Raw genomic sequence first — 21,180 nt, forward strand, 5'->3', positions numbered from 1 at the left:
GACCAAGAGTTAGGAAAAATGAGCCAATATCGCCAACAGGATAATTTACTCGGCCAATCTGATAGCTTTTTAGCTGTACTTGATCAGGTATCGCAGTTAGCTAATTTAGATAAGCCAGTGCTTATTATTGGCGAGCGAGGAACCGGTAAAGAGCTTATAGCCGCCCGTTTACACTTTTTATCAAAGCGTTGGGATCAAAACTACGTAAAGCTTAACTGTGCAGCCCTTAACGAAAACCTCCTCGAAAGCGAATTATTTGGTCATGAAAGCGGTGCTTTTACCGGAGCAAGTAAACGTCACGAAGGTCGCTTTGAGCGCGCTAACAGCGGTACCTTATTTTTAGATGAGCTGGCTAATACATCGGCCATGGTACAAGAAAAGCTTCTGCGCGTTATAGAATATGGTGAATTTGAGCGGGTTGGTGGTAAACACACTGTAAAGGTAGATACTCGTTTAGTGTGTGCCACCAACGAAGATTTACCCCACCTTGCTGAACAGGGCGAATTTAGAAGTGACTTACTTGACCGCTTAGCCTTTGATGTAATTACCCTGCCACCACTGCGCGAACGTCAAGACGATATTATGCTACTCGCTGAGCAATTTGCGATGAACATGGCACGCGATTTAGAGTGGGAGTTATTTAGTGGCTTTACCCGCAGCGCCACCGAAACCCTGCTAAATTACGATTGGCCGGGTAATATACGCGAGCTTAAAAATGTAGTTGAGCGAAGCTTGTATCGTCATGGCAATGAACATATCCCCGTTCACCAGATTATTTTAGACCCGTTTGAAAGCCGTTTTAGACCCAAAGCACGCATTAAAGCTGCTATTGCAACACCGGTTGCCCCAGCTGAGCCTACAACACTAGCCACACCTGTTAGCGAGCTTAGTAACGAGCTTAGCGCCCCAATTGAATTTCCGTGTAGCTTAAAAGAGCGCTCTAACGAATTTGAAATAAATATGATTAATAAAGCCCTTGAGCATAGCCAATTTAATCAAAAGAAAACTGCAGAAGTACTCGGTTTAACGTATCATCAATTACGTGGTTATCTTAAAAAATACAATTTATTAGAAGATAAATAGTTAGAGGTTATGCGAGTGCATAAAATACTACTTGTTTTACTAGCCAGCACCTTAACAGGCTGCTTTGATAGTAAAGAAGAAATAATAGCAGAGAAAAACCAAGGCCTCGTTTATTGCGCCGAAGCGAACCCTGTGTCGTTTAATCCGCAAGTAACAACCACTGGCTCAACTATTGATATTATTGCTAATCAGTTATTTGACCGTTTAATTAGTATTGACCCTGTTACTGCAGATTTTAAAAGTGAGCTGGCAACCGATTGGAAAATTAGCAACGATGGAAAGTCGGTTACCTTTACGCTGCGTAAAGGCGTAAAATTTCATTCTACCTCGTACTTTACCCCTACTCGCGATTTTAACGCTGATGATGTGATTTTTACCTTTAGCCGATTATTTGACGTGTACAACCCGTACCATTTTGTAGGCGATGCAAACTACCCGTATTTTCAAAGTGTGGGGCTCGATCAGCTTATTCGTAAAATTGTACGCGTGTCTGACTATCAAGTGCGCTTTGAGCTATTTCACCCAGAAAGCAGTTTTTTAACGAACATGGCCACCGACTTTGCCGTGGTGCTGTCGCAAGAATACGCAATGCAATTAAAAGCGCGAGATCAAACTAATTTATTCGATCAGTACCCTATTGGCACAGGCCCCTACATTTATAAAGAGTACCGACGCGATCACTTAGTGCGCTTTTACCGCAACCCCCTTTATTGGAAGCACGATGTTGCCCTTGAACAGCTGGTTTACGACATTACGACAAACGGCACTACGCGCATAGCAAAAATGCTCACTAAAGAGTGCGATGTAACCGCGCACCCAAGTAGTGCACAACTGAGTATTTTAGCGCAACGAGACGATATAAACGTTGAAAAAGAAACCAATTTAAATATTGGTTATTGGGCCTTTAATACTGAGCGCGCCCCTTTTGATGACATTAGAGTGCGCAGAGCCCTTGCGCATGCAATTGATATAGACAAAATAATGCAAGCCGTTTATTACGGTAATGGCATACGCGCGCAATCTATTTTACCGCCGACCTCGTGGGGCTTTGAACCACAAGAAAACATGCCTATGTTTGATCCAGAGCTGGCTAAAAAACTGCTCATAGAAGCGGGGTTACCTAATGGCTTTGATATGACCATTTGGGCAATGCCGGTGAGTCGAATATACAATCCTAATGCCCGTAAAATGGCTGAGCTGATGCAAAGCGATTTACGAAAAATAGGTGTTAACGTGAGTATTGTTGAGTACGAGTGGAATACTTTTATTCAGCGTATAGGTGAGCACCGCCACGATAGCGTATTACTCGGCTGGGCTGCCGATACCCCCGATCCAGATAACTTTTTTAGCCCATTGCTAAGCTGCACTGCCACTTTTAGCGGTAAAAACCCAGCCAATTGGTGTAACCCGCAGTTTGACTTATTGCTCACCCAAGCGCTCGACACCACCGATTTAAGCTTACGCAAACAGTATTACGATCAGGTTCAAGCGCTCATTGTAGATCAGCTTCCGTTAGTGCCTATTGCTCATGGTATGCGTTTTCAAGCAAATAGTGCCGATGTAGAAGGGATAACCCTTGGCCCATTTGGGGCGATTTCACTCGCAAATGCGAGGAAAAAATAATGATACTTGATTATATATTACGCCGCCTTGGCTTGTTTTTGTTCATGATTTTAATGCTAAGCATATTTACCTTTTCGCTTAGCTACTTGTTCCCAGGGGATCCGCTTAGCAACCTAAGTGGCATTCCTAGCGGTAATTTTTCTCAGCACAGTGAGCTTGAAGATAAATACATGTATGACAGCAACTACGTTATGCAGTATTTAGCGTTTTTAGGGCGTATATTTCAAGGTGATTGGGGCGTGTCGTTTGCCTCGGGAGATAACGTTTTTCAGCACATTTTAGATTTAATTCCAGCAACTTTAGAGCTGTGTGTTTATGCGCTTATTGTATCGGTTGTGGTAGGTGTACCAGCGGGCATTTTGGCCTCAGCATATACACGCCGTTGGCCAGATAAATTAATTAGCTCTACCACCATGATTGGTTACTCTATTCCGGTTTTTTGGTTAGCGCTGTTACTTATTATGATTTTTTCGCTCAAACTGGGCTGGTTTCCTATGTCGGGTAGAATGGGATTACTATTTGAAATACCGCCTAATACCGGGTTTATATTAATCGATATTATGCTCGCAGGCTTCCCCTACAAAGGTGAAGCATTTATAGATGCACTGCATCACTTAACACTGCCAACCATAGTACTGGCCATGTTTCCTACCACTGTTTTAGTGCGCTTTACCCGCGACTCTATGCTTAAAGTAATGGATCAAAGCTTTATAAAAACAGCCAGGGCAAAAGGCCTTAATCGCCGCCAATTAATCATGCATCATGCGCTGCGCAATGCGCTATTGCCGGTAATAAAACAAATAGGGCTGCAATTTAGTACGCTCATTACGCTTGCAATGATAACCGAAGTTATTTTTTCTTGGCCGGGTATTGGCCGTTGGCTAATCGATAGTATTTACCAACGAGACTACCCTGCTATTCAAGGCGGTTTAATGGCGGTGTCTATGTTTGTTATTATTGCCACTATTGTTGCCGAGCTTACATATACTCTGTTCGACCCAATTTCGCGGAATCAGGCACATGGTAAAGTTTAAATTATTTTCTGAAGAGTCGAATAAATCGCCGCTGGCGCGTTTTTGGCGAAAATTTAAAAACAATCACCCCGCCTTGGTGGGGTTATGGATTTTTATGGCGTTTGCGTTATTGGCCGCCAGTGCGCCCTTTTTAGCGCCGTATGGAGTTAACCAGCAACATAGCGATGCTTTACTTATACCGCCATCATGGCGAGAAATGGGCGATGTGCGCTTTATTTTAGGCACCGATGATTTAGGACGCGATGTACTCTCGCGCTTGATGAATGGCGCAACCTACACGTTTGGCTTATCGGTGGTGGCTGCATTTATTACCACCATTATTGGTGTGCTTGTTGGCACCTTTGCCGGCATTAGCCGCGGCCTTCGCTCAAGCTTTTTAAATCACTTGCTTGATATCACGCTCTCTATTCCGTCTTTGCTATTGGCGATTATTATTATTGCAGTGCTTGGGCCGGGCTTAATGAATACAGTGTGGGCCATTATACTGGCGTTATTACCGCAATTTATTCACTCTATTCGTAATTTAATTGTTGATGAGCTAAGCAAAGACTACATTACCGCTTTTAGGCTTGATGGTGCCTCTAACTGGCATATTTTGTCACGGGGTATTTTTCCTAATATTTATGAGCACATTGTGGTTATTTTTACCACCGCGCTTTCTACTGCTATTTTAGATATTGCCGCCTTAGGCTTTTTAAAACTTGGTGCACAGCCCCCAACAACCGAATGGGGCGCCATACTGGCTGAGAATTTAGGCCTTATATATTTAGCACCTTGGACCGTTGCGCTACCGGGTGTATTATTATTTTTAGCGGTTTTGTCTACCAATTTAGTAGGTGATGGCCTACGAAAAGTGCTTAAAGCACGTAAGGCTGATTAAATGCAATTACTCGACGTTAGAAATTTAACCATAGAGCTGCGTACCTCTGAAACGGTGATTCGCGCTGTAGATAGAGTCAGCTTTAGCCTAAAAGAAGGTGAAGTACATGGCTTGGTGGGTGAGTCGGGCTCTGGTAAAAGCTTAATAGCCAAAGCCATTGTTGGGGTACTTAACGAACGCTGGCATATAACAGCCGATAGAATGCATTGGCGCGGTGTTGATTTAATGCGCTTAACCCCAGAGCAACGCAGAAAAACAGTCAGCCAAGACATTGCGATGATTTACCAAGACCCTAGCCGCTGCCTTGACCCGACCGCTAAAATATTTGACCAAATAGCCGAAACACTGCCTGAAACATCCACTAAAGGCTTTTTTTTAAAGCGCAATAGAGAACGTAAAGACCGCGTAAAAGCACTTATCCATAAAGTGGGTATTAAAAACCACGACGCTGTGCTTGATAGTTACCCGCACGAGCTATCAGAAGGCGTGTGCCAAAAGGTCATGATTGCCATGGCCATAGCGCGCACTCCTAAGCTACTAATTGCTGATGAGCCGACTACAGCGCTTGAAAGCACCACTCGTGCACAGGTATTTAGGTTGCTAAAAAGCTTAAATCAATTAAAAAATATGTCTATTTTGATGATTTCTCATGAGCTTGAAGAAATAGCCGACTGGTCGCACGGTATTCATGTTTTATATTGTGGGCAAATGGTTGAAGCCGGCCCTACGCAACGTATTTTCCGCCAGCCTCGCCATCCTTACACGCAAGCGTTATTAAAAAGCTTACCCAATTATGAGCAAGGCTTAGCACACAAAGAACCCTTTTATGCACTTAAAGGCACTATCCCTACTTTGCAACATTTACCTATAGGTTGCCGATTAGGCCCACGCTGCCCTCAAGCACAAAAAGAATGTGTAATTACCCCTGCACTTACTAAGCACCATGGGCACAGCTATGCGTGTCATTTTCCGCTTATTAAGGAGATGAAGTAATGCAACCGGTATTAAAAGTACAAGCGCTTTGTAAAACCTTTAACATACGTGCCGGTTTATTTAGCCGCAAAAAATTTGAGGTACTAAAAAATATCTCTTTTTGTGTGGGCAAAGGCGAAACAATCGCAGTAATCGGTGAAACCGGTGCGGGTAAAAGTACACTCGCTAAATTACTCGCAGGGGCAGATAGCGCCGACAGTGGGCAAATTTTATTAGAAAGTAACATTATTGAAGATGACGGCGTGCGCGATGATCAATGTCGACATATCCGCATGATATTCCAAGACTCCGCTGCCTCGCTCAACCCGGGTCTCACCATAGGTGATATGCTAGATGATTGCTTGCAGTATAATACCGATTCAGACCAACTCGCTCGCCAAGAAAAAATAGATGCCACGCTTTCTAAAGTGGGATTGCTAATCGATCATCAACATTATTACCCTCACATGTTTAGTGTAGGCCAATTGCAGCGTGTAGCGTTGGCGCGGGCGCTCATTTTAGACCCTAAAGTGGTGGTGCTTGATGAAGCGCTGTCGGCTTTAGATCCCTCCGTTCGTGCGCAAACAGTTAACTTATTACTTAAGCTGCAAAAAGAAACCGGTCTAACTTATGTACTCATTACGCACCATTTAAGTTTAGTGCGCCATATCAGCGATCAGCTAGTAGTGCTTGAAAAAGGTGAGGTAGTAGAATATGGGCGTACCGAAGAGGTGTTTCAAAATCCGCAATCAAAAGTAACACAGCGCTTAATTTGCTGTTAATACTAAGCTTATATTTATAAAACAATACTGCCTAATTATTTTACTAAGCACATTGAAGTTATAAAAAAGGCGCGTTACTTATAAAGTAACGCGCCTTTTTTTAACGTATCGCGATTATTCTGCTGCTTGCTCTACCACAGGTAGATTTAGCTCAGCTTTAGCCTTTAAAGACTCAATAAACGCTAAGTAGTTTTTGTTAGCTTGCGCCATAGTAATGTTTTGCTGTACTTGCGGGTCGATATTTGCGGTTACTTGCGCATCGCTTACCGATTTAAGTGCAACAATTGCTGCATCACCGTTGTTTAAATCAACCACGTCTGTGCTTGGTGCATCATTAGGACGAGGCATTTTAAACGCTTGCGTTACAATAGCAGGCGAAACCGTGTAGCTTTGACGCGTTAAGCTCGCTTCTTCACGTACCGTTAGGTTTTGCTCACTGGCCACATCGCTTAGCGTTTTACCTGCTTGAACTTGTGCAAATAACTCACGTGCTTTTTCTTTAGCAAGTGTTGATGCTTTTTCATTAACTAAACGTGTTTTGATTTGCTCACTCACTTGCGCAAGCGGTTTAGTTGCAGATGGCTCGTATTTATTTACACGTACTACAATAACGTGCTCATCACCTAGCTCAATCACTTCTGAGTTTACTTTATCTTCAAGTAATTCTACTGAGAACAACTGAGAAATTACCGCAGGTGTATTAAGTGGCTCTGGCAATGCATTACGTGCAACAAGTGGCGTGGTTTTAACTTCAACGTCTGCCACTTCTGCTGCATCGTCTAAACGGTCAGAAATCTCAAATGCTAAGGCACCCATTTCTGTTTGCTTTTCGTAAAACGCATCTACTTTTTCAGTTTGCTCAAGCTCTGCACGTAAGTCGGCTTTTACGTCGTCATACGCTTTTACTTGCTCTGGCTGTAAGTCAGTAAGTTTAATGATGTGATAACCAAACTCTGATGCTACAACTTCTGAAATATCACCTTTGCTTTGAAGCGCAAATGCAGCATCTTCAAAAGCTGGGTCCATTACATCGCGCTCAATCCACTCTAGGTCGCCGCCCATTTCGCCACTCACAACATCATCAGATGATGACTCTGCAAGCTGTGCAAAATCAGCACCTTGCTCTAACTGCTCATGTAATGCGTTGGCTTTTTCAAGCGCGGCATCATCATCTTCGCTGTTATCAATTAAAATGTGCGATACACGGCGTTTTTCAGGCTCGATGTATTGTGCTTTATTTTGCTCATAATACGCTTTTACGTCGTCTTCTGTTACCGACTCTACGGTGATATCTTGTGCTTTAAGCTCAATGTAATCAACCGATACACGCTCTGGCGATAAAAATTGTGATGCGTTTAGCTCGTAGTAATCAGCAATTTCTTGCTCAGATACGTCTACGTTTGCTTGTAACGCTTCTTTGCTTAACACAAGGTAGTCTATGCTACGCGTTTGCTGCTGCAGGGCTGCAGCGCGTTTAAGCTCGTTTTCAAGTGCAAACTCAGTACCAGCAACCGCAGACACTAATTGGCTGCGTGTCATGTCTTTACGTAAGTACTCACGAAAAGCATCTGGTTGAAAGTTCATTTGACGAATTACTTGTAGGTAACGGTCGTTATTAAATTTTTCACCAATTTGAAAGTACGGTAGTTCTAAAATTGTTTTACGTACGCTGTCGTCGCTTACGCGAAGGCCTAAATCTGCCGCTAATTGTGATTGCAATTCTTGTTGTACTAAGCGGTCAATTACACCTTGACGAATTTGCGCCATGTAATTTGGATCTGCACTGATTTGTGCAAAGTATTCGCCAAATTGTTGCTCTAAACGGCTACGTTCGTTTTGATAAGCACGATTAAATTCGGTTTGGCTAATTTTAATTCCATTTACTTCAGCAACGGGTTGTTCTGGGGTTTGACCTAAGTAACTACCGATCCCTGCTAAGGCAAAAGATAAAATCACCGCGCCTAAAATTATTTTGGCTACAGGACCCTGTGAGCCCTCTCTGATTTTCTCAAGCATTTGTTTATCTCTTATTGATCAAGGTATTTTACCTTGTCATATGTAAAAAAAGCGTATCTTACCAGATACGCTTTTTCACTTGAAGTAACTGGCGGTGAAGTTACTTAATTCATCGATTAGGATAATTAAGTTTATATACACTCGCCATAACTAATCTGTATTTAAACAGTGATTAGTTTACTGCGTCTTTCAGCGCTTTACCGGCTTTGAAAGAAGGAATATTTGCCGCAGCGATTTGGATAGTTTCACCAGTTTGTGGGTTACGGCCTGAACGAGCAGCACGCTCGCGTACTGAGAAAGTACCAAAACCTACAAGTGCAACTGAATCGCCATCTTTAAGCGCTCCAGATACAGACTCGATGAATGAATCTAGTGCACGACCTGCAGCCGCTTTAGAAATGTCAGCGTCAGCTGCGATTTGATCGATTAATTGAGATTTATTCACAATATCATCCTCTTTCATTGTTATTATCAAGAGCGATTGTTTTTTAAACTAACATCACTTTTTTGAAAATTTTAGAGCAAACTTTTAATGCTCACATGATTATATTTTTCTTAAGCCTAGGCCCCATAAGGGCTAGGCTCGAAAACCAGTGCTTAACTTATCATACCGATTAGATTTGAAAAGCCCTTTAAAGCACTTTTTTTGGGTTTTTTATTGGTTTTTCGGTGTTTCGACTGAAAAACTCTCAACAGGATGCACTAAAGCTAACTTTAATACTTCATCAATCCATGTAACTGGGTGAACATCTAAGCCTGCCAGTACGTTATCTGGGATCTCTTTTAAGTCACGTTCGTTAATTTTTGGAATGATGACTGTTTTAATTCCACCACGGTGTGCAGCAAGTAGTTTCTCTTTTAAACCACCAATAGGCAGTACTTCACCGCGCAGTGTTATTTCACCTGTCATTGCTACATCGGCTTTAACGGGGTTACCTGTTAAGCTCGATACTAAACCCGTTACCATTGCTGCACCGGCGCTTGGACCATCTTTAGGGGTCGCGCCCTCTGGTACATGCACATGAATGTCGCGTTTTTCGTAAAAATCGTTATTAATACGGAACGTATCAGCACGATTACGAACCACCGTCATGGCCGCTTGTATCGACTCTTGCATTACATCGCCCAGTGAACCTGTGTAGCTTAGCTTGCCTTTACCTGGCACAGCCGCACATTCAATGGTCAGTAAATCGCCGCCTACTTCGGTCCACGCTAAGCCTGTTACCTGGCCAATGCGATCGCCGTCTTCAGCTTTACCGTAGTCGTAGCGCTGTACCCCTAAAAACTCTTCTAGGTTATCTTGATTGATAGTGACTGTTTTAGTCTCTTTATCAAGTAAGATATTTTTAACGGCTTTACGACATAGTTTAGATACTTCGCGCTCTAAATTACGTACGCCCGCTTCACGCGTGTAGTAACGAATAATGCCAATAATTGCACTGTCTTCTATTACTAGCTCAGAAGGTTTTAAACCATTGCGTTTAACTTGCTTAGTAATTAAGTGCTCTTTTGCAATGTTTAGCTTTTCATCTTCGGTGTAACCCGATAAGCGAATAACTTCCATTCTGTCCAATAGTGGACCAGGGATATTAAAGCTATTTGATGTTGCTACAAACATTACATCCGATAAATCGTAATCAACTTCTAAGTAGTGATCAGCAAAGTGGCTGTTTTGCTCCGGATCGAGCACCTCTAATAGTGCAGATGCTGGGTCGCCGCGCATATCTGATGACATTTTGTCAATTTCATCTAACAAGAATAATGGGTTTTTAACGCCCACTTTTGTCATGTTTTGAATCAGCTTGCCTGGCATAGAGCCAATGTAAGTACGACGATGACCACGAATTTCAGCTTCGTCACGTACGCCACCTAATGCCATACGAACATATTTACGACCCGTAGAACGTGCAATAGACTGCCCTAGTGACGTTTTACCTACACCCGGTGGTCCCACTAAACATAAAATAGGCCCTTTAAGCTTATTAGTACGTTGCTGCACCGCGAGGTATTCAATTATGCGTTCTTTAACTTTATCTAAACCATGGTGGTCGCTATCAAGAATTTTTTGCGCACCTGCTAAGTCTTTTTTCACTTTAGAGCGTTTTTTCCAAGGTACGTTAATTAACGTATCAATGTATGAACGCACTACAGTGGCCTCTGCAGACATTGGCGACATCATTTTAAGCTTATTAAGCTCAGCTGATGCTTTTTCTTTCGCTTCTTCTGGCATACCTGATTCTTCAATACGCTTTTTAAGCGCTTCAAATTCGTCAGGTACATCATCAAGCTCACCAAGTTCTTTTTGAATGGCTTTCATTTGCTCGTTGAGGTAGTACTCGCGCTGAGACTTTTCCATCTGCTTTTTCACGCGGGTACGAATTTTTTTCTCAACTTGCAATAAGTCTATTTCACCTTCCATCAGTGCCATTAAGTATTCTAAGCGCTCTGTAACGCTTGAAATTTCTAACACTTTTTGTTTTTCAGGCACTTTTAATGGCATATGCGCTGCCATTGTATCGGCAAGGCGTGCTGGCTCATCAATGCCTGAAACAGAGGTTAATACCTCAGGTGGAATTTTTTTATTAAGTTTTACATAGCCTTCAAACTGGCTAACAGCGCTGCGGATGAAAATATCTTGTTCTTGCTCATCCACTGAATCAGATTCGATGAACTGAGCATTCGCTACAAAAAACTCATCGTTATCTACAAATTCTTCAATTTGTGCGCGCTGCGTACCTTCAACTAAAACTTTAACTGTACCGTCTGGTAACTTTAATAACTGAAGTACAGTAGCAATAGTACCGATACGGTAAATATCGTCTTGCTCAGGTTCGTCTACAGTTGCATCTTTTTGTGCAACCAAGAAAATTTGTTTGTCTTTATCCATTGCCGCTTCGAGGCATTTTATTGATTTTTCACGGCCTACAAAAAGCGGGATCACCATGTGCGGATATACCACAACATCGCGCAGTGCTAACACTGGGATTTCGACTCGATCGGTTCTCTCAAGCGTCATTATAGTTTCTCTTCGCACTTCATTTATTTAAAAGATTACTCAAGTATATGGGGATAATCTAATTAAAGTTCAACAATTTTCCCCAACTCGTTCAAATTAATTATAAAAAAAGGAGCCTAAGGCTCCTTTTTTATACAAATAGCTTAAAAACTACTCTGATGCAGCTTTATCTTGATTATTGTTTTCATAAATCAAGATTGGGTCAGATTCACCTTTAATCACGGTTTCATCTATAACCACTTTGCTTACATCATCCATTGATGGCAGCTCATACATAGTATCAAGCAGTACGCCTTCAACAATTGAGCGAAGTCCGCGAGCACCTGTTTTACGCTCCATTGCTTTGTGAGCAATAGCGCTTAGTGCATCATCACGGAACTCTAATTCAACGTCTTCCATACCAAACAATACAGAGAACTGTTTAGTAATGGCGTTTTTAGGTTCACTTAATATTTGTACAAGTGCCGCTTCATCAAGCTCAGTTAATGTAGCAACAACAGGTAAACGACCAATAAACTCAGGAATTAAGCCGTACTTAACTAAATCTTCTGGCTCTACGTCTTTAAATGTTTCGCTTAAAGAGCGGCTCGACGCTGACTCTTTAACGTTAACACCAAAGCCAATTCCGGTATTTTTATGGCTACGCTGTTCGATTACTTTATCTAGGCCTGCAAAGGCACCACCACAGATAAATAAAATCTTAGAGGTATCAACCTGTAAAAACTCTTGCTGCGGGTGCTTACGACCACCTTGTGGTGGTACTGAGGCAACCGTGCCTTCAATTAGTTTAAGCAGCGCTTGTTGTACGCCCTCACCCGACACGTCACGTGTAATAGATGGGTTATCTGATTTACGCGAAATTTTGTCAATTTCATCAATGTAAACAATACCACGTTGCGCTTTTTCTACGTCGTAGTCACATTTTTGTAGCAGTTTTTGAATGATGTTTTCTACATCTTCACCTACATAACCGGCTTCGGTTAGTGTAGTTGCATCTGCCATAGTAAACGGTACATCAAGTAAACGCGCAAGTGTTTCTGCTAGTAATGTTTTACCACTACCTGTAGGGCCAATAAGCAAAATGTTACTTTTACCTAGTTCTACTTCTTGCTTTGTAGATTGGTTGCGTAGGCGCTTGTAGTGATTGTATACCGCTACAGACAATACTTTTTTAGCATGGTCTTGACCAATTACGTAGTCATCTAAGTGATTACGAATTTCTTTTGGCACAGGTAGTTTATCAGACGAATTATGCTTAGGAGCAATGTCTTTGATTTCTTCCCTGATAATATCGTTACACAGCTCTACACATTCATCACAAATGTATACTGAAGGACCTGCAATTAATTTACGCACTTCGTGTTGGCTTTTGCCACAAAAAGAGCAGTATAACAATTTATTACTTTTGTCGCCGTCTGTAGGAGTGTCAGACATTCAGCTACCTCTTTTATACGTTGGCTGCCAAATAAGGTTGGCAACTATTTCAAATTCGCTTTTAACTATACCAAAATTTACTGGTTTTCGCATAGTAACTCAAAGTGGCAAGCAATTATTTGCTTGCCTACACGCTTACTTGCTTTCGCGATTTGTAAACACTGAGTCAACCAGGCCGTAATCTACAGCTTGTGATGCACTCATAAAGTTATCACGGTCAGTATCGCGTGAAATAACATCTAATGGCTGGCCTGTATGCTCTGCCATTAAGCGGTTAAGTTTGTCTTTAATAGACAGAATTTCTTTTGCGTGTATTTCAAAGTCAGATGCTTGACCTTGGAAACCACCTAACGGTTGGTGAATCATTACACGTGAGTTTGGTAAACAAAAACGCTTACCTTTAGCGCCAGCAGTAAGCAAAAATGCGCCCATGCTTGCCGCTTGGCCAACACAAATAGTACTTACATCTGGTTTGATGAAGTTCATTGTATCGTAAATTGCCATACCAGCGGTTACCGAACCACCTGGTGAATTAATATATAAAAAGATATCTTTTTCAGGGTTCTCTGATTCTAAAAATAGCATTTGCGCTAAAATTAGGTTTGCCATGTTGTCTTCAACTTGGCCCGTTAAAAAGATAATTCGCTCTTTTAATAGACGCGAATAAATGTCATACGAGCGCTCACCTTTAGCTGTTTGTTCAACAACCATAGGGACTAATGCATTTAGGGGATCTGTCATACCAGTGTTCATACTTTTTTAATTCCTTATGCGCTTATGCTTTTTCTTACTAAAGGAAGCATAGTTATCATTTTTCGCAAATTATGGGGCACAAACTAAAATGGCCCGGGCACACTGCATAAACAGAGTAACACGAGCCATTTAATCGTTAGCGAGCGCTTAAGTCAATGACTTATTAAGCACCTTGCTGAGGATTCATGATGTCATCAAATGCTTTTTCAACGTCAGACACGTTTGCTTTAGCTAAAATAGCTTCAACAGCTTGCTCTTCCATTGCAACATTACGCATTTGCTGCATAAGTTGATCATTTGCTTTGTAGTATTCTACTACTTCAGTTGGATCTTCGTAAGCAGATGCAACTGTAGCAATTAATGCTTCAACTTTTTCATCATCAACTTTGATATCGTTTGCTTTGATCACTTCACCTAGTAATAGGCCAGTTTTAACGCGAGTTACAGCTTGCTCGTGGAACAATTCAGCTGGAAGCTCAGGCATGTTTTTAGCGTCGCCACCAAAACGTTGAGCTGCTTGCTGACGTAGTGCGTCAACTTCTTGATCAATAAGTGCTTTAGGCACTTCGATTTCGTTGTTTTCTAAAAGACCTTTAATCGCTTGGTCTTTCACGTTAGCTTTAACCGCTTGGTCTAGCTCACGTGTCATGTTCTTTTTAACTTCTTCTTTAAGCGCGTCTACGCCGCCTTCGGTAACACCGAACTTAGTTGCAAACTCTTCGCTTAATTCAGGTAGCTCTTGCGCTTCAACTTTTTTCACTGTGATAGTGAATTGAGCCGCTTTACCTTTCAGGTTTTCAGCGTGGTAATCTTCAGGGAAAGTTACATCAGCAACTACTTCTTCGCCTGCTTTTTTACCAACGATGTTGTCTTCAAAACCTGGGATCATACGACCTTGGCCAAGCTCAAGTGGGAAGTCTTCAGCTTTGCCGCCTTCAAACTCTTCACCGTCGATAGTACCTACGAAATCAACTGTTACACGGTCGTTTTCGCCAGCAGCTGCGTCAACATCAGCCCAAGAAGCGTGTTGCTTACGAAGTGTTTCTAGCATGTTTGCTAAGTCTTCGTCAGTTACTGTTACTGCTGGTTTTTCTACTGCAATTTTGTCTAAACCTTGAACTTCAACTTCAGGGTATACTTCAAACGTTGCTGTAAACTCTAAATCTTTACCTGCTTCAAGTGATTTAGGTGCAAATGATGGTGCGCCAGCAGGGTTAATTTTTTCAGCAACAATTGCTTCAATGTAGTTACGCTGCATTACTTCGCCAGCTACTTCTTGACGAACCGCAGGTCCAAAACGCTTGTTAATTACTGAAACTGGTACTTTACCAGCACGGAAGCCATCGATACGCTGCGTTTTTGACAGTTGTTGTAAGCGTTTTTTTACTTCGGTCTCAACGTTCTCTGCAGGAACGGTGATGGTCAGACGGCGCTCAAGGCCTTGAGTCGTCTCAACAGAAACTTGCATGATTTACCTCAATATTCAATTTTGGCGACTGTTCGCCTTCCTTACAAACAAAGTAATCTTCATGAGTCTTGATAAATTTTAAAGCGATTTTTCACTAAAAAGCATCCGTCACTACCATGAGATCCCATTGCTGCTCTGCCCTTCGGGCACTATGTTAAACAATAGACGCGGCATTATAACCTAATAATTATGATAGTCGAGTGTAGGGGGCAATTATTTGGACTAGTTTAGCTACGATCGAGACCAACTGCGTAAAAAAAAGACTAACTGGTACGTTAAAGCGATATTTTAGTAGGAAGTAGATAGAAGTTATTGCTGAGTGATTACTCGTTTACTTTCTTTAAGGTTAAGAAAGTGGTCGGCGATGCAGGATTTGAACCTGCGACCCCTTGGACCCAAACCAAGTGCGCTACCAAACTGCGCTAATCGCCGATAATCGTGTTGAATACTTAAATGTTGAATTTAAGACCACTTATGAGGAAGTGGTCGGCGATGCAGGATTTGAACCTGCGACCCCTTGGACCCAAACCAAGTGCGCTACCAAACTGCGCTAATCGCCGATACTCGAAGTAAATTGGGGTGACTGATGGGGCTCGAACCCACGACAACCGGAATCACAATCCGGGGCTCTACCAACTGAGCTACAATCACCACGGTATTTACTTTGTTTTCAAATGGCGCACCCGGAAGGATTCGAACCTTCGACCAACGCCTTAGAAGGGCGTTGCTCTATCCAGCTGAGCTACGGGCGCATCGAAAACTTCATAGTTTGCCTGTAAGCTATTCTATTATAAAAATAAAAGAAGTGGTCGGCGATGCAGGATTTGAACCTGCGACCCCTTGGACCCAAACCAAGTGCGCTACCAAACTGCGCTAATCGCCGATGCTTACGATTGCCTGCGAGTGACCTCGTTGACAACGGGGTGCATAATAGTGATTTGCCTGGGAGAGGTCAAACGTTTTTTGCATAAAATAAATCAATCGGTCATTTTTAGTTCATAATGGTTAAATATTGCAAAACTAAGCTGAAATTTAGACGCTTTTTTTGAAAACTCCGGTTTATAACCTAAAAGCAACTTGGCGCTTCGGGCCTTTTCTGCGAAAATAGCCTGCATATTAAAAAAGCATTAATAAAATTAATTTTTTGCATACACCCCTCTTTATATGCAAATGCTTTTAAAATATAAGTATCGAAGTTTATTTAACCCCAATTAAAGGTCCCCCATGACGGCAAACATCATTGATGGTAAGGCAATCGCAAAACAAGTACGTAGTGCAGTGGCTGAGCGCGTAAGCGAACGCGTTGCAAACGGTTTACGTGCACCCGGTTTAGCAGTAGTACTGGTAGGGCTTGACCCTGCAAGCCAAGTTTACGTTGGCTCTAAGCGTAAAGCGTGTGAAGAGGTAGGATTTATTTCAAAGTCATTTGATTTACCAGCGCAAACCAGCGAAGAAGAACTACTAGCATTAATTGATGAGCTAAATAACGATGGCGAAGTAGATGGTATTTTGGTGCAACTACCGCTACCTGAAGGCCTAGATGCAGAAAAGATTTTAGAACGTATTACACCACATAAAGATGTAGACGGTTTTCACCCTTACAATATTGGCCGCTTAGCGCAACGTATGCCGGCGCTGCGCCCATGTACACCCAAAGGGATTATTACCTTATTAGATTCAACGGGCGTGCGTTACAAAGGGATGCATGCGGTAGTTGTTGGTGCCTCTAATATTGTTGGCCGCCCTATGTCGCTTGAGTTATTACTTGCCGGTTGTACTACAACGGTATGTCACAAATTTACACAAGACTTAGAAACCCATGTGCGCCGCGCAGACTTATTAGTAGTGGCCGTAGGTAAACCTGAATTTATACCTGGTGAGTGGGTAAAAGAAGGTGCGATTGTGATTGATGTAGGTATTAACCGTTTAGATACAGGCAAGTTAGTGGGCGATGTTCAGTACAGTGTTGCAGAGCAAAAAGCTGATTTTATTACTCCTGTACCGGGTGGCGTTGGCCCAATGACTGTAGCAAGTTTAATTGAAAACACCCTCGAAGCATGTGAAAAATACCATAGTTAATTTAATGCCTTAGCATTAAAAAAGGGTTGCCAACTGGCAACCCTTTTTAGTTTAAAAGCTACTTTAACGCATTTACGCTTTACGCCATGTTGTTTTACCTGCTGAGTCTTCAAGCACGACACCGAGTGCATTAAGTGCATCACGTGCTTCATCTGCAGCGGCCCAATCTTTGTTTGCGCGCGCTTCATTACGTTTTACAATCAGCGCTTCGATAGTGGCCACTTCATCATCATCTTGCCCGCCTTGCAAAAACGATTCAGGTGCTTGCTGGGCAACACCAAGCACTTCGCCTATGCTGCGTAGCACAAATGCTAATTGACCCGCTTGCTGTGTATCGGTGTCTTTAACACGGTTTAGCTCTTTAGCCAGTTCAAATAAAACCGGTAACGCCTCTGGTGTATTAAAATCATCATTCATGGCTTTTCTAAATTTAGCCACGTACTCATTGTTTTCAATATCGCACGTAATTGGCTCAACACCACGAAGTGCTGTGTAAATACGTTCAAGCGATGAACGTGCTTGATCTAAATTTTCTTGCGAGTAATTTAGCTGGCTACGGTAATGCCCTGATATTAAAAAGTAACGAACTGATTCAGCGTCATATGTTTTTAATACCTCACGCACAGTAAAAAAGTTGTCTAATGATTTAGACATTTTTTCTTTATTTACTTGTACCATGCCTGTATGGATCCACGTATTTACATACTTGCCATTGTTTGCACAGCATGATTGCGCAATTTCGTTTTCGTGATGCGGAAACTGTAAATCAGAGCCGCCACCGTGAATATCAAAATGCTCACCTAAATGCTTTGAGCTCATTGCTGAACATTCTATATGCCAACCCGGACGCCCTTCTCCCCACGGAGATGACCAAGAAGGCTCGCCTGCTTTTGCTTTTTTCCACAATACAAAATCAAGCGGATCGTCTTTATCTTGTGCAACCCCTACGCGAGAGCCTGCTTGGAGCATACTTAAATCTTGTTGCGATAGTGCGCCGTACTGCTCAAACGTAGAAACATCAAAAAGCACGTCGCCGTCGTTTGCTACGTATGCATGGCCCTTTGCAATTAAGCGCTCAACCATTTCGATAATTTCATCCATATGGTTTGTAACCGTAGGTTCAATATCTGGGCGCAGCATGTTTAGGCTATCAAAGTCTTCGTGCATGGCTTGGGTCATACGCAAAGTTAGGTCATTAATTGACTCGCCATTTTCGTTTGCGCGTTTAATTATTTTATCATCTACGTCGGTAATATTACGTACGTATTTTAAGTCGTACCCAAGGTGGCGAAGGTAGCGGACAATAACATCAAACCCGACAAATGTACGCGCATGACCGATATGACAAAAATCATAAATGGTGATACCACACACATACATGTCGATTTTGCCTTCGACCATAGGTTTAAACTGCTCTTTTTGTCGCGTGAGTGTGTTGTATATTTGTACCATTTACTTTTAGTCCTTGACTGTTTGCTGAGTTGGCTATGTTAACACTTGAAAAGCCCCCGCTCTAGCGCTTTTTATACCCAAACCTCTTCAATACGCATGTTTAAGCAGCAATTAAAACCAATTTAGGCAAGGCCTTGATTGTATGTAATAGAGGTTCTGTTGTTAAAATTAATAACACTGTAAAAATCAGTTTTAAACCACCCTGTTTATTGCTTAATTGGCTCTTGCTCTGTGCATGGTTATATATTGAAAGGAAATACCACAACGGCCAAATACCGCCTCGATATTAACCCCCTGTAAAACGCACAAGTATATACCTTGGGCAGCTTTGGATATATTGAACAAGCACTTTGTTTATCTTAGTTAACTAAGATAAAATAGCGCGACTAATTAAACCAGATATAGGAAACCACATGGTTGTTCTACACACTAATTTTGGTGACATCACCATTAAAATGTTTGAGCAAGAAGCTCCAAACACAGTTAAAAACTTTTTAGAGTACGCAAACTCAGGTTTTTACAACGGCACTATTTTTCACCGCGTAATTGACGGCTTTATGGTGCAAGGCGGTGGATTTGTACCTGGTATGGAGCAAAAAGACGTTAACGACCCAATTCAAAACGAAGCAAATAATGGCCTATCTAATAAAGTAGGTACATTAGCAATGGCGCGTACGCCTGACCCACATTCAGCAACAGCCCAATTTTTTATTAACGTTAACGACAACGACTTTTTAAACCACAGCAGCGAAACTTCGCAAGGCTGGGGTTACTGTGTATTTGCTGAAGTAGTTGAAGGCATGGACGTAGTAAATAAAATTAAAGGTGTAGCAACAGGCAGCGCTGGTTTTCACCAAGACGTACCGCTTGAAAATGTAATCATCGAAAACGTTACTGTAAGCTAAACGTTTACTCATATACTGAGTAATTAAGCGGGCATGGTACATTATGTATGCGCCCGCTTTTATTTAACCTAACTAGATGCCTCTATGACTTCTCAAACCTACTTTATTGCAGACTTACACCTAAGTGAAAACCGCCCAGATATTAGCGAGGCTTTTTATCGCTTTATAAATACGCACATTATTGGTAAGCCCGTAGATGCACTGTATATTTTAGGTGATTTTTTTGAAGTATGGGTTGGGGATGACTACGTAACAGAATTGGCTAGTGAGGTAGCAAAGCATTTAAAAGCCGTTAAAGATGGCGGTACACCAGTGTACTTTATACACGGTAATCGTGATTTTATTATGCGTGAGCAATACGCTAAACGCGCAGGTATGGTATTGCTAAACGAGCAAACGGTTATAGATTTATATGGCACTCCCACTGTTATTTTGCACGGTGATGAAATGTGTACCCAAGATATTGAGTATCAAAAGTTTCGTAAAAAAAGTCGCGGTTGGTGGTGGCCTAAATTAATGTTAGCAATGCCACTATGGTACAGAAAAAAAATTGCTCGCAATGCCAGAGAAAAAAGCAAATTAAGCCAAGCCGAAAAACCCATAGAAATTTTAGACGTAGTAGATGACGCCGTACTAGCGATGTTTGCCAAGTATAATGTAAGCAACATGATACACGGCCACACCCACCGCCCTAACGTACACACTTACACTGTAGGTAAGCAAACACTAACACGCACTGTACTTGGAGATTGGTATACTCAAGGCTCATATTTAGTGGTTACTCCACAAGGTCAAAAACTCATTAATACGCCCTTCGCATAATCTCAAATCCTGACTATTATTTAAGTACTTTTTGGTAATAGGATAAGGATATATGTATAAAGCTATTTATTGTTTGGTGCTTTGTTGCATTTTTTCCAAAGGGTATGCCTCAGAAAATTGGCAGCTCGTCGCCGAAAACTCCCCACCCTATATTGGTGAGCGCTTAATTGATAACGGCTGGGTAACTGCCTTAACTAAAGCGGCCTTAGCTAATCAAAATATTAATAACGACATTGAGTTTACCAGCTGGAACAGAGCGCTGGAGCTTACCAAAATAAATAAAAAAGATGCAATTTTAGGCGCTTTTTATACAAAGTCGCGTACTGATCTTTTTTATTACTCGCGCCCACTTGCTAACGTATACGTTGGACTATTTAAGCTCAAAGACAGACAAATAAACTATGACGGCAGTATGGACTCTTTACAGCCATACAGTATTTGTAAAGGCGTTGGCTATGCAGTAAGTGAAGTTTTTTCTGAAAGTAATGGCCTGGCCGTAACCTCAACTCGCGGGTTAATTAACAGTTTATATATGCTTCAAAAAGGACGAATAGACTTAGTAGCAGGCACTAAAGAAGTGGGTGAATACTGGTTAAAAAACACCGAAAAGCTTAATGAACCCGGCGCGCCACAAGTTGAATATATTTCGCCCGATTTAGAGCATCATCAACTGCATGTTATGTTTCCAAAGTCTGACCCTGATGCAAAACAAAAAAGAGACGCGCTTGAACAAGGCTTTTCTACTATTTTATACAATGGCACCGCAAAAGAGCTATTAGTAAAACATGGCTTTTCTCAAAGCACGGCGCTTGAGCTCATAGACTTTATAGAAAGAAGTAGCACACCTAACTAACCGGTGTG

18 protein-coding genes and 5 tRNA genes are annotated in these 21,180 nt (G+C 41.9%); 10 read left to right on the forward strand and 13 right to left on the reverse strand.

Annotated features, from left to right (window positions below; translation table 11 throughout):
* Positions 1-18 precede the first annotated feature (18 nt).
* Genes pspF through PSH50_RS15545 form a run of 6 tightly spaced genes read left to right on the forward strand, consistent with a single transcriptional unit; the run spans position 19 to position 6,374 of the window.
* Positions 19-1,083, forward strand: a complete 1,065-nt coding sequence (gene pspF, locus PSH50_RS15520) for a phage shock protein operon transcriptional activator (protein ID WP_248462753.1) — start codon at positions 19-21, stop codon at positions 1,081-1,083.
* A gap of 15 nt (positions 1,084-1,098) precedes the next feature.
* A complete protein-coding gene (locus PSH50_RS15525; protein WP_121637755.1) occupies positions 1,099-2,706 on the forward strand; it encodes an ABC transporter substrate-binding protein in 1,608 nt (535 codons plus the stop codon).
* Entirely contained in the window at positions 2,706-3,740 is a 1,035-nt protein-coding gene (locus PSH50_RS15530) for an ABC transporter permease subunit (protein WP_004586903.1), read from the forward strand. The genes PSH50_RS15525 and PSH50_RS15530 overlap by 1 nt, the downstream gene beginning before the upstream one ends.
* Complete coding sequence (locus PSH50_RS15535; protein ID WP_024033801.1) at positions 3,727-4,620, forward strand: ABC transporter permease subunit; 894 nt, start codon at positions 3,727-3,729, stop codon at positions 4,618-4,620. The genes PSH50_RS15530 and PSH50_RS15535 overlap by 14 nt, the downstream gene beginning before the upstream one ends.
* Positions 4,621-5,613: an oligopeptide/dipeptide ABC transporter ATP-binding protein gene (locus PSH50_RS15540; RefSeq protein ID WP_004586901.1), complete on the forward strand. Its 993-nt coding sequence runs from the start codon at positions 4,621-4,623 to the stop codon at positions 5,611-5,613.
* Positions 5,613-6,374, forward strand: coding sequence for an ATP-binding cassette domain-containing protein (locus PSH50_RS15545; RefSeq protein WP_004586900.1), 762 nt, complete (start codon positions 5,613-5,615; stop codon positions 6,372-6,374). Before PSH50_RS15540 ends, PSH50_RS15545 begins: the two co-directional genes overlap by 1 nt.
* 114 nt (positions 6,375-6,488) lie before the next feature.
* Here the strand turns inward: PSH50_RS15545 and PSH50_RS15550 are convergent, their stop codons facing one another.
* The 11 genes from PSH50_RS15550 to PSH50_RS15600 form a co-directional block, all read right to left on the reverse strand.
* Positions 6,489-8,390, reverse strand: coding sequence for a SurA N-terminal domain-containing protein (locus PSH50_RS15550; protein ID WP_054983058.1), 1,902 nt, complete (start codon positions 8,388-8,390; stop codon positions 6,489-6,491).
* 172 nt (positions 8,391-8,562) lie between these two features.
* Positions 8,563-8,862 (reverse strand): HU family DNA-binding protein, encoded by a 300-nt coding sequence (locus PSH50_RS15555; protein ID WP_286247754.1) that lies wholly within the window; start codon positions 8,860-8,862, stop codon positions 8,563-8,565.
* A gap of 183 nt (positions 8,863-9,045) precedes the next feature.
* Positions 9,046-11,406: an endopeptidase La gene (gene lon, locus PSH50_RS15560; RefSeq protein WP_004586897.1), complete on the reverse strand. Its 2,361-nt coding sequence runs from the start codon at positions 11,404-11,406 to the stop codon at positions 9,046-9,048.
* 150 nt (positions 11,407-11,556) lie between these two features.
* Positions 11,557-12,840, reverse strand: coding sequence for an ATP-dependent protease ATP-binding subunit ClpX (gene clpX / locus PSH50_RS15565; RefSeq protein WP_004586896.1), 1,284 nt, complete (start codon positions 12,838-12,840; stop codon positions 11,557-11,559).
* Between the two features lie 135 nt (positions 12,841-12,975).
* Positions 12,976-13,593, reverse strand: coding sequence for an ATP-dependent Clp endopeptidase proteolytic subunit ClpP (gene clpP / locus PSH50_RS15570; protein WP_024033798.1), 618 nt, complete (start codon positions 13,591-13,593; stop codon positions 12,976-12,978).
* Positions 13,594-13,756: 163 nt separating this feature from the next.
* Positions 13,757-15,061, reverse strand: a complete 1,305-nt coding sequence (tig, locus tag PSH50_RS15575) for a trigger factor (RefSeq protein WP_004586894.1) — start codon at positions 15,059-15,061, stop codon at positions 13,757-13,759.
* Between the two features lie 355 nt (positions 15,062-15,416).
* A tRNA-Pro gene (locus PSH50_RS15580) sits at positions 15,417-15,493 on the reverse strand.
* Between the two features lie 51 nt (positions 15,494-15,544).
* Positions 15,545-15,621, reverse strand: a tRNA-Pro gene (locus tag PSH50_RS15585).
* Between the two features lie 15 nt (positions 15,622-15,636).
* A tRNA-His gene (locus tag PSH50_RS15590) sits at positions 15,637-15,712 on the reverse strand.
* A 24-nt stretch (positions 15,713-15,736) separates the two neighbouring features.
* A tRNA-Arg gene (locus tag PSH50_RS15595) sits at positions 15,737-15,813 on the reverse strand.
* A gap of 54 nt (positions 15,814-15,867) precedes the next feature.
* A tRNA-Pro gene (locus PSH50_RS15600) sits at positions 15,868-15,944 on the reverse strand.
* Between the two features lie 341 nt (positions 15,945-16,285).
* Here PSH50_RS15600 and folD point away from each other — a divergent pair.
* Positions 16,286-17,140, forward strand: a complete 855-nt coding sequence (gene folD, locus PSH50_RS15605) for a bifunctional methylenetetrahydrofolate dehydrogenase/methenyltetrahydrofolate cyclohydrolase FolD (protein WP_029772557.1) — start codon at positions 16,286-16,288, stop codon at positions 17,138-17,140.
* Between the two features lie 72 nt (positions 17,141-17,212).
* On the opposite strand, the gene cysS is transcribed toward folD, so the two are convergent.
* Both cysS and PSH50_RS21255 read right to left on the reverse strand, forming a co-directional pair.
* A complete protein-coding gene (gene cysS, locus PSH50_RS15610; RefSeq protein WP_273587087.1) occupies positions 17,213-18,592 on the reverse strand; it encodes a cysteine--tRNA ligase in 1,380 nt (459 codons plus the stop codon).
* A gap of 100 nt (positions 18,593-18,692) precedes the next feature.
* On the reverse strand, positions 18,693-18,857 hold the full coding sequence (locus PSH50_RS21255; protein WP_369127935.1) for a hypothetical protein: 165 nt from the start codon (positions 18,855-18,857) through the stop codon (positions 18,693-18,695).
* A gap of 148 nt (positions 18,858-19,005) precedes the next feature.
* Between PSH50_RS21255 and PSH50_RS15615 the strand changes: the two genes are divergently transcribed.
* The 3 genes from PSH50_RS15615 (at position 19,006) to PSH50_RS15625 (ending at position 21,172) form a co-directional block, all read left to right on the forward strand.
* Positions 19,006-19,497, forward strand: a complete 492-nt coding sequence (locus tag PSH50_RS15615; protein ID WP_024032242.1) for a peptidylprolyl isomerase — start codon at positions 19,006-19,008, stop codon at positions 19,495-19,497.
* Positions 19,498-19,581: 84 nt separating this feature from the next.
* Positions 19,582-20,319: a UDP-2,3-diacylglucosamine diphosphatase gene (locus tag PSH50_RS15620; protein WP_273587086.1), complete on the forward strand. Its 738-nt coding sequence runs from the start codon at positions 19,582-19,584 to the stop codon at positions 20,317-20,319.
* Positions 20,320-20,371: 52 nt separating this feature from the next.
* Entirely contained in the window at positions 20,372-21,172 is an 801-nt protein-coding gene (locus PSH50_RS15625) for an ABC transporter substrate-binding protein (protein ID WP_004586889.1), read from the forward strand.
* Positions 21,173-21,180: the final 8 nt, after the last annotated feature.

Origin of the sequence: Pseudoalteromonas sp. Angola-7 (assembly GCF_028599255.1) — a bacterium.
In the GTDB taxonomy this organism is placed as follows: Bacteria; Pseudomonadota; Gammaproteobacteria; order Enterobacterales; family Alteromonadaceae; genus Pseudoalteromonas; species Pseudoalteromonas atlantica.

What these genes read in the sequence shown, in the direction of transcription:
- cysS (WP_273587087.1), bottom strand. Translation starts at nt 18,592, where the DNA reads ATGGTACAAATATACAACACACTCACGCGACAAAAAGAGCAGTTTAAA.
- folD (WP_029772557.1), top strand. Translation starts at nt 16,286, where the DNA reads ATGACGGCAAACATCATTGATGGTAAGGCAATCGCAAAACAAGTACGT.
- tig (WP_004586894.1), bottom strand. Translation starts at nt 15,061, where the DNA reads ATGCAAGTTTCTGTTGAGACGACTCAAGGCCTTGAGCGCCGTCTGACC.
- PSH50_RS15550 (WP_054983058.1), bottom strand. Translation starts at nt 8,390, where the DNA reads ATGCTTGAGAAAATCAGAGAGGGCTCACAGGGTCCTGTAGCCAAAATA.
- lon (WP_004586897.1), bottom strand. Translation starts at nt 11,406, where the DNA reads ATGACGCTTGAGAGAACCGATCGAGTCGAAATCCCAGTGTTAGCACTG.
- PSH50_RS15535 (WP_024033801.1), top strand. Translation starts at nt 3,727, where the DNA reads ATGGTAAAGTTTAAATTATTTTCTGAAGAGTCGAATAAATCGCCGCTG.
- clpP (WP_024033798.1), bottom strand. Translation starts at nt 13,593, where the DNA reads ATGAACACTGGTATGACAGATCCCCTAAATGCATTAGTCCCTATGGTT.
- PSH50_RS15540 (WP_004586901.1), top strand. Translation starts at nt 4,621, where the DNA reads ATGCAATTACTCGACGTTAGAAATTTAACCATAGAGCTGCGTACCTCT.
- PSH50_RS15615 (WP_024032242.1), top strand. Translation starts at nt 19,006, where the DNA reads ATGGTTGTTCTACACACTAATTTTGGTGACATCACCATTAAAATGTTT.
- PSH50_RS15625 (WP_004586889.1), top strand. Translation starts at nt 20,372, where the DNA reads ATGTATAAAGCTATTTATTGTTTGGTGCTTTGTTGCATTTTTTCCAAA.
- pspF (WP_248462753.1), top strand. Translation starts at nt 19, where the DNA reads ATGAGCCAATATCGCCAACAGGATAATTTACTCGGCCAATCTGATAGC.
- clpX (WP_004586896.1), bottom strand. Translation starts at nt 12,840, where the DNA reads ATGTCTGACACTCCTACAGACGGCGACAAAAGTAATAAATTGTTATAC.
- PSH50_RS15530 (WP_004586903.1), top strand. Translation starts at nt 2,706, where the DNA reads ATGATACTTGATTATATATTACGCCGCCTTGGCTTGTTTTTGTTCATG.
- PSH50_RS15545 (WP_004586900.1), top strand. Translation starts at nt 5,613, where the DNA reads ATGCAACCGGTATTAAAAGTACAAGCGCTTTGTAAAACCTTTAACATA.
- PSH50_RS15620 (WP_273587086.1), top strand. Translation starts at nt 19,582, where the DNA reads ATGACTTCTCAAACCTACTTTATTGCAGACTTACACCTAAGTGAAAAC.